Annotated in this window: 5 protein-coding genes; 1 reads left to right on the top strand and 4 read right to left on the bottom strand. The window is 50.4% G+C overall.

The window, feature by feature from the left end; all coding sequences use genetic code 11:
- Positions 1-390 precede the first annotated feature (390 nt).
- The 4 genes from T504_RS0111845 to T504_RS0111830 form a co-directional block, all read right to left on the bottom strand.
- Positions 391-2,058 (bottom strand): bifunctional metallophosphatase/5'-nucleotidase, encoded by a 1,668-nt coding sequence (locus tag T504_RS0111845; protein ID WP_051635357.1) that lies wholly within the window; start codon positions 2,056-2,058, stop codon positions 391-393.
- 149 nt (positions 2,059-2,207) lie between these two features.
- Positions 2,208-2,993 (bottom strand): phospholipase C/P1 nuclease family protein, encoded by a 786-nt coding sequence (locus T504_RS0111840; protein ID WP_033171270.1) that lies wholly within the window; start codon positions 2,991-2,993, stop codon positions 2,208-2,210.
- An 84-nt stretch (positions 2,994-3,077) separates the two neighbouring features.
- Complete coding sequence (locus tag T504_RS0111835) at positions 3,078-4,250, bottom strand: hypothetical protein (protein ID WP_033171269.1); 1,173 nt, start codon at positions 4,248-4,250, stop codon at positions 3,078-3,080.
- 29 nt (positions 4,251-4,279) lie between these two features.
- The gene (locus T504_RS0111830; protein ID WP_051635356.1) at positions 4,280-5,185 is read right to left on the bottom strand and encodes a 5'-nucleotidase, lipoprotein e(P4) family; all 906 of its coding nucleotides are present in this window, start codon (positions 5,183-5,185) and stop codon (positions 4,280-4,282) included.
- Positions 5,186-5,689: 504 nt separating this feature from the next.
- Here T504_RS0111830 and T504_RS0111825 point away from each other — a divergent pair.
- Complete coding sequence (locus T504_RS0111825) at positions 5,690-7,522, top strand: endonuclease/exonuclease/phosphatase family protein (protein WP_051635355.1); 1,833 nt, start codon at positions 5,690-5,692, stop codon at positions 7,520-7,522.
- Positions 7,523-7,858: the final 336 nt, after the last annotated feature.

Genomic DNA, 7,858 nt, shown 5'->3' with positions numbered 1-7,858 from the left:
GGCTACGCTTATGGTACTGGGGCCCCCGCCGCCTCGGTTAGAGCCGGTACGAATTGCTGCGCCCTCGGAGGGGGTAGCCCTTCGAAACTTGCCACAGACTCAGCCACCGCTAGGGACAGTGCCATAAACGAAGCGTTTGATGTTTTTCGTGAAGAACGAAATTTTTATCCTCACCGTTCGTCGAAAAATTGCTACCGTTCAAGCGAAGCGCGTTTTGCAACTTTTTCGATGCTTAATTAAAGATAAAAATTTCGTTTAGAAAAACATCTCCCGCGTAGTGTTGGCACTGTCCCTAGCGGCGGCGAAGAGCTGCTTCGTATGAGACCTGCAAACTGTAATTTCACCGCCTCTTTCCTCTAAAGAGGCATAAAATAGAGTCTCGCATCACTTTTATTTGATTACTGTCCAGTTATTGTCACAAGCCGGCGTGATAGTGCCTTTTTCTTTGACGTAGCGGATCATCAAGGAGCGCATCTGGCCGTCGTCGCCGTATTTGCGCATGGAGTCGAATACGACTTTGGGCTTTTTGCCATTGGTGTAGCCCATGGCGGCCATGTAGCCGCTGCCGCCGTTCATACGGTAGTCGTTGATGGCCAAGGTGTATTTATCCGTGTCCTTTACGTCCTTGCCCTGATACTGTAGCTTGGTGATACGGCTGCCGACGGGTTTCGTCAGGTCGATGGTATAGTCTGCACCCTGCAGCATATCGTAGTTGTAGTCCGGGCTCGTCCCATAGAAGCTGGCGGCGTGTTCCATATATTTTTTGAGCTCCGCACCGGTAATCTCGATACCATAGAGATAATTCTCATAGATGTAGAGTCCTGACATTTCCTGCAGCGTAATCGGCCCTTTATCAATGTTCTGGCTCGTGTTGAACGAGGCCGCCGCCGAAAGCTGAGTGCCCGCATAGTGACGCTGGACTTCATTGACGAGGTCGACGATGGCCGAATCCTGATGGTTCGACTCCGCACCGAGGAAAACATCCGATGCCTCGCCGACTACCGTCTGCAGATGCTTGAGCGTCTTTTCATGCCAGGGCTTGGCCAGTTTGACGATGGCTGGATCATCGGCTACGCCCTTCGTAGGAATCGCCTGCGTCGTGACTTTTTCGACCTGCCATTTTCCCGCAACTTTTTTGAGCGTCAACTGGCTCTTGCCCACGAATTTGCCATCTTTGCCGCTCTCGACCACGGGTACACCATTTATCACCGCATCTTTATAGACCGTACCATCCGGGCCTGTCACCCCGTTGGCATTGTCAATGACGACATGATTATGCGCGCAAATCAAAAGGTCGAGCTCGGGGCAGGCCTCCGCAATCGCTACGACTTGGTTTTCCTCGCTGTTGCGGTCCCCACGCGGCACGCCGGAATGAGACACGCCGATGAGAATATCCACGCCCTGCGCCTTGAGTTCCTTAATGCACTGCTGCATGACCGGCACCTGGCTGACAAAATGAACCCCAGCGAAATGGGACGGGTCCTCGAAATTCGGAATCGCCGGGGTATCGGTACCGATGATGCCGACCTTTACCTTCTCGCCGTCGACCTTGACCGTCTTGATGAGGTACGGACGCACGCCGCCCCAGGTCTTGCCCGTCTTATCGTCGATGACGTTGGCACCAAGGACATTCTTGTTCTTGCCGATAACCTTCTGCAGGTAATCAAGACCAAAATTAAACTCATGATTGCCCAGCTCAATGGCATCGTAGCCAATCTTGTTGAAGGCCGTAAACATGGGGTGCTGGCCCACTTTCCACTCCTGCGGATGCTGGACCATATACGTATCCAGCGGCGTGCCCTGGATGATATCGCCACCATCGATGACAAGGACGGCATCATCCTTCGTCTTGGCCTTGCGCCCTTCGTTAATAATCGTACTGACCTTGGCCAGCCCCAAATCCGCTTTTTGGGCGCGGAAATAATCCCAGCCAATGACACTGCCATGGATATCCGACGTCGAATAGACGGTAAGATCGCCCGCAAACGCCGTGCCCGTTGTAACGGCCGCCGTAAGTGCGGCCAATGCCATAACCTTTAACGATTTTTTGCCAAACATAATAACCCTCTTTTCCGTAGAACTCCATTCCTTATTTTACACCGAAAAGCTCGCCAGTAAATACCGGCGAGCTTTTCTGGCACATTGTAGATTTCAGGGGTAAAAAAAGGAGTCAGAGATCTGATTATTAAATAGTAGCGATAACGCTATTATTTGACGTATTTTACCAATTCATCATCGGTGATGTTCTTGCCGCAGTAACGCATGATAGCACGGAAGAACGTAGCCGAGCGGTTGACGCGCTGGATAGCTTCCTCGTGCGTCAGCTCGCGGTCCTCTGCGCGCAGTTTCTGGGCAAGCTCAAAGGACTCATTGGCAATCTTCAACATGTAGTCGATGATTTCGTCTTCGCTGTTGAAGCGGACGCTGTCATCCACGGTCATTTCCTTCGTAATCAAAGGAACACCGTCGACATCGTATTTTACATCACTGCGATTGAGCGTCTGGTCGATGTTCAGATGATGTTTCTTGTTGAAATCATCATAGACCGACATATGCATCGGCATCGAGAGGTCGCCGCAGTAGTGGCCAAGGATCGCGTAGTTGTAGTCGTCGAAACGGCCCATCTCCGTCCAAGCCTTGGACTTGCGCGTAGCGTTGATGATGGCACCGAGAATCCAGCCATCCGGCGAATCGTCGCGGCCCTGACCAATCATCTCGAGCTGCTCTTCGACATCTTTGCGCGTTGGCGGCTTGCTGGCATCAAAGAAATGCCCCTGACCGTCGTTTTTCTTGAGCTTATTGATAGCCGATACCGTCTTGGAAACATCCGGTGCGCAGGCATTCTGATAGCTCGAAAGACCTGCCGCACGCTCGATGGCCATGTGAGTCTGGTCCGTCCAAGCCTCTGCCGTCAGCGGAGCCAGCGACAGCGTGCCAAACGAAGCCAGCATAGCCGGGATAATCAAAAGTTTTGATTTCTTACCGAATTTCATGCTTTTTCCTCCTAAACAGAAGAACCTTACCGGCAGGGCAGAAACATCCTGCTCCCGCCCTGCTGGAATTATGTCAGGTGTAGATTAACGGAATTTGTAGCTGAGGGCTGCTACAAAGATATTGCTCCAGTCACCCTTCTTAATTTTATGTCCGCTATTTCCGTAACCAGCATTATCTTTAGCCTGCATACGGCCATAAACGAAATCAACCGATAAGCCTTTCTTTACGGTTACACCATAATCCAAGCGCAGACCTTTTTTGCCATCATAGAACGTGTTGTTGTGACCGTAGGTTCCATAGCGGCCAACATCCTGCCAACGTACGGAGAATACATGCGTACCTACTTTTTGCACTGGCAGACCCGAACCAAAGTCATTTGTTGGACCAGTGTAGAATTCAACAAACCATGCCTGTCTCTCTCCAGCCATTTTATCGAGGTACTTGCCCTTCTGATTGTAGTTAGACTGATTGCGTGACCATTCACCAACCATAGTTACCCCATGGAATTTTACTTTAGCACCAAAATCGACAAAACTATCAGTTTCTCTCTTGGCTTCTCCAGTATAATCAAATTTCACCGTTCCATCATTATTAAACACCAGCTCTCCCGTTATTTTGTCCTTAGCTGGAGTTGTTTTCTGATATAAGGTTTCACCACGTACATAGGTAGCATTAAATGAAGTTGCTTTTGACGTTGCTTGTGTCAACTGAGCTGACCATACCCGGTTACCACCTTTAGCATCGCCATAAGTCAGCTGGAAGCAGGTCGGATCCCACCAATTGCCATAGGACACCTGTACTCCCGTCAGATTGCCCGTGGAATTGTAGACCATGCTCTGACCAAGTGTCATGCCTTTTTTACCAACGATATAATGGAGGTTGTTCTTGCGATCATTATACTTGATATAGGACTGGTCAAAATATGCCCCTGAGGTATTCTTGTTGGCAGCAAAATCACCAGCATTATCATAGTTGCTATGCAGACGAGCTACTGCCTGAACATCCTTATCAACATTATAAGTAAGCTGCACACGCGTATAATTGTTCCAGCCTTTACCAAGACCAGTATTGTCCGTACGCGTCTGACCATAGTAGTTATGAGCCGTATCATGATAATAAGACGTTACACCGTTGACTTCCAGTTTGAACTTATCAGAAATCTCTGCGCTGGCAGAGCTCGGTGCTACCATGTTGACGCCGGCCGTGGTTCCCATCATCAGTGCGAGGGCAAGGGAAAGTTTTGCGGATTTTTTCATGATAAATTCTCCTTCTTCTCAAGTATCAATTACTTCTGCTCGTTGCCTGGTTTCGTGTTCTCTTTGTCCTGGGCAGTCTTGACCGGACGCCACGTGCGCAGCGAATCACGGCGGACATCGCTCTTCTCTTTATTGTTCAGTGCCCAATAGGAACCCTTATCCTTCTTCAGAGCCGATTCCCAATCGCCGTAGGTCGGATTCGGGAAGGCGATGAAGCGTTTGCCGAATTCATCTTTGTATTTGTCCACCAGAGCGTTGCGCTCTTCCTGGCTCTTATGATAGGTACCGATTGGCAGATCGCCTGCGTTATCGCCCATGAATACGACGACATCGTAGTCTTTCATGACCTGATCGAAGCGAGCCTGCTTGTTGCTGGAATCCGCTTTGAAAATCATGTGCTTGCGATCAGCCTGCGGGAAGCCGATTTTCTTGAAGTTGCGTACCGAGCTTTCGTAATGATCCTTGAGGCTGCGGTTCGAAGCGTAGAAAATCTCTACACCGAGCTTATCGACGGCCTGCAGATACTCAGCAGCGCCCGGCATTGCTCTTGCTACCCCAGCATCGCACCATTCTTTCCAGGTGGCATTGCTGTAACTGTTGCCCGTACCGATGAGCCCAGCCTCAAACGCACTGTTGTCCAGTACCGTTTCATCAGCATCGAGGACGATAGCCAGCGGTTTGTCGCCTTTTTTGTGATGAGCGACGGCTTTTACTACCCGATCGAGTGCGACGTTGTATGCCTGATAGCAAAGTTCGCGGTACTCAGCCGAGTTCTGCATCCACGCAACAGCCATGATCATCTCATCGTTGAGGTCCTGCTGGGTGTAGCCCTGCGGTGCCTCTGACGCATAGCTTGGCGTGAGCGGCGCAGCGATAAAGGATACACTCATTGCCGCAGCAATCAGCAGACTCTTCTTCTTGCTCAAGAATTTCATTACCTATTCCCCCTAAACATCCCTGAAACACTCATCCCAACCTCGCCATTATGAATACCCGATTTTCTCAATCCTCTTCAGTATCACCCTAAATTGACTTGTCAACAGTTTCCATGTTCCCTGTCCGTCAGCCAATTGTAACTCTGTAAATGAGAGCAGTTTTCATCTGCATCGTTCTATTCATATTGTTGATTTTGTTTGGAGTTTTCAGACGACTTATCGTTTACAAGTCAAAGTATATCTTGTTTCTTATCGTTAAAAAAGGTCACATGTCCCTTATAGTCCATATTGGTTTACCGTTTTTTCATTTTTCTTTCAGCTGCATGTCCTGTTTTATCGTTTTCTTCCAATAATGAGACGTGTTTTTTTCGACTCAAGAATAATAAATAATTTTCACAGTGATTTCAATCACGACAAAAAGGTCACATGTCCTTGTTCATCAGGACATGTGACCTTTATAATGGTATCAACTAATAAAAAATAATTGAAAGGTGGCCTAAGGCAATGTTTTCGAAAAAGAATTGTTTGCGCGCGGGTTTAGCAGCGATGATGTTGACCGGTGCCGGATTGTGGATGCCCAGTGATTTTCCATGGAGTCCCAACATCGTATCTGCGGCTCAGCAGACACAGATCGCTCATATTGGCGACATCCAGGGAGGGGGACATATTTCTCCCTATAATGGAAAAACCGTAAAAGATGTCCGCGGCGTCATTACCTTCCGCCAGAGCGAAAGCGTCTTCTTCATCCAGGATGACGGCGACGGCAACGACAAGACCTCGGACGGCATCATGGTTTATGCCCCGAATACCAGCGCCGGCATCGGCGACTATGTCTCCGTCGACGGCGAGGTCACGGAATTCTACGGCCCCGGCTATCGCGGCAAAGAGGAAACCGACCTCACCATTACCGAGATCAAAGCCAGCAAGGTGCGTCAGCTCGGCCGCAAGGAGCTTCCCGCTCCCGTTATCCTCGACAAGGACCGCCAGATTCCCCGCAAAGTCATCGACAGCGACGGCATGACGGTGTTTAACCCGGACCACGACGCTCTGGACTTTTGGGAATCCCTCGAAGGCATGCGGGTGACGGTGGAGAAACCGCGCATCCTCGGGCCACAGCGCTATGGCGAAATCTACGTGGTTCCTGCCACGCATGAGGGCCCCTTCAACAACTCCGGCGGCCTTTCGATTACGGCCGAGGATATGCATCCTGAGAAAATCTGCCTGGCTATGCAGGGGGGCAATGCCAAGAGCTACATCACCAAGGCCGGCGATAAACTTGACGGCGATGTAACCGGCGTAGTCACTTACGGCTTCGGCGTCTATAAAGTAAATACGCGCATGAACCAAATGCCGCGTCTCATCGACGGCGGCCTCCAGCCGGAAAAAACCACCATCGTCCCCGATGAAAACAAGCTGCTGGTTGCTTCCTACAATATCGAAAACTTCTCGGCCAATCCGGCCAAAACGCCGGACAGCAAGGTCAAACGGCTGGCTCAGTCCATTACGAACGACCTCAAGCTGCCCGACATCATCACGGTTCTCGAATTGCAGGACAACGACGGCCCAACTGACAGCGGCAATAGCGATGCCACCAAGAGCGCGAAACGCCTGACGGATGCCATCAAAGCAGTCTCGGGCGTAGCCTATGACTGCGTCAACATCAACCCGAACTACAACGAAGACGGCGGCCAGCCGGGTGCCAACATCCGCGTCGCCTACTTCTACCGTCCGGACCGCGTCCAGCTGAAACCGGGCAAAATCGGCAAAGCCAATGACCCGCAGGGCTGGAAAGATGGACAGCTAACGCTGAACCCGGGCCGCATCGCCCCGAAAGATCCGCTGTTCGCGAACACGCGCAAATCCCTGGCCGCCCAGTTTACCTTCAAAGGCAAAGACGTTGTCATCGTGGCTAACCATCTGAACTCCAAACGCGGCGATGACAGCCTCTACGGCAAACATCAGCCGGTACAATTGAAGAGCGAGGCCAAACGCCTCAAACTTGCCGCAGTCATCAAAGACTTCGTCAACGAAGGCATGGCCCAGAATCCGAATATGAATGTCCTCTTAACGGGCGACTTCAACGACTTCGAATTCTCACCGGTTATCAAAGCCCTCGAAGGCAACAACATGCAAAGCGTCATCAAGGACTATGACCTTGGTGACCGTTATGCCTACTACTATCAGGGCAACGACCAGATTCTCGACAACATCATCGTCAGCAACAACCTCAAAGGACACTACAAGTTCGACATCGTCCATGTCAACTCGTCCTTCATGGAAGCACACGGCCGCGTCAGCGACCACGACCCGCTGCTGATTCAGCTAGAACTCCAATAATAGCAATAAAAACGCAAATACCCATAGACTGGATATACTTCCAATCTATGGGTATTTTTGCCCATAAAAACAGACGACTGACTTTTTGCCCCCGTAAATTACAGTTTGCAGGGGAGTATTACCGAGTTCGTGTTCGAGGTAAATCGCCGGCGGCGGGGGCCCCAGTACCAACGCTCCACTCGGTGACAACCCGCTACAAGAAATTTTTGCCTTTTAATTAAGAGTTGGAAAACAGTTAAACGCGCTTCGCTTGGACGAAACTGCTTTTCCAACGAGAACGCAGGCAAAAATTTCTTGCTTCACGCGGAACGTCAAGGCTACGCTTATGGTACTGGG

Source organism: Selenomonas sp. ND2010 (assembly GCF_000702005.1).
Lineage (GTDB): Bacteria > Bacillota > Negativicutes > Selenomonadales > Selenomonadaceae > Selenomonas_A.
Note: the sequence above shows the minus strand (reverse complement) of the source record. Positions and strands in the feature narration are given on the sequence as shown.

Excerpts from the sequence above, each read along its gene's own strand:
- T504_RS0111845 (WP_051635357.1), bottom strand. The coding sequence starts at position 2,058 with ATGTTTGGCAAAAAATCGTTAAAGGTTATGGCATTGGCCGCACTTACG.
- T504_RS0111825 (WP_051635355.1), top strand. The coding sequence starts at position 5,690 with ATGTTTTCGAAAAAGAATTGTTTGCGCGCGGGTTTAGCAGCGATGATG.
- T504_RS0111830 (WP_051635356.1), bottom strand. The coding sequence starts at position 5,185 with ATGAAATTCTTGAGCAAGAAGAAGAGTCTGCTGATTGCTGCGGCAATG.
- T504_RS0111835 (WP_033171269.1), bottom strand. The coding sequence starts at position 4,250 with ATGAAAAAATCCGCAAAACTTTCCCTTGCCCTCGCACTGATGATGGGA.
- T504_RS0111840 (WP_033171270.1), bottom strand. The coding sequence starts at position 2,993 with ATGAAATTCGGTAAGAAATCAAAACTTTTGATTATCCCGGCTATGCTG.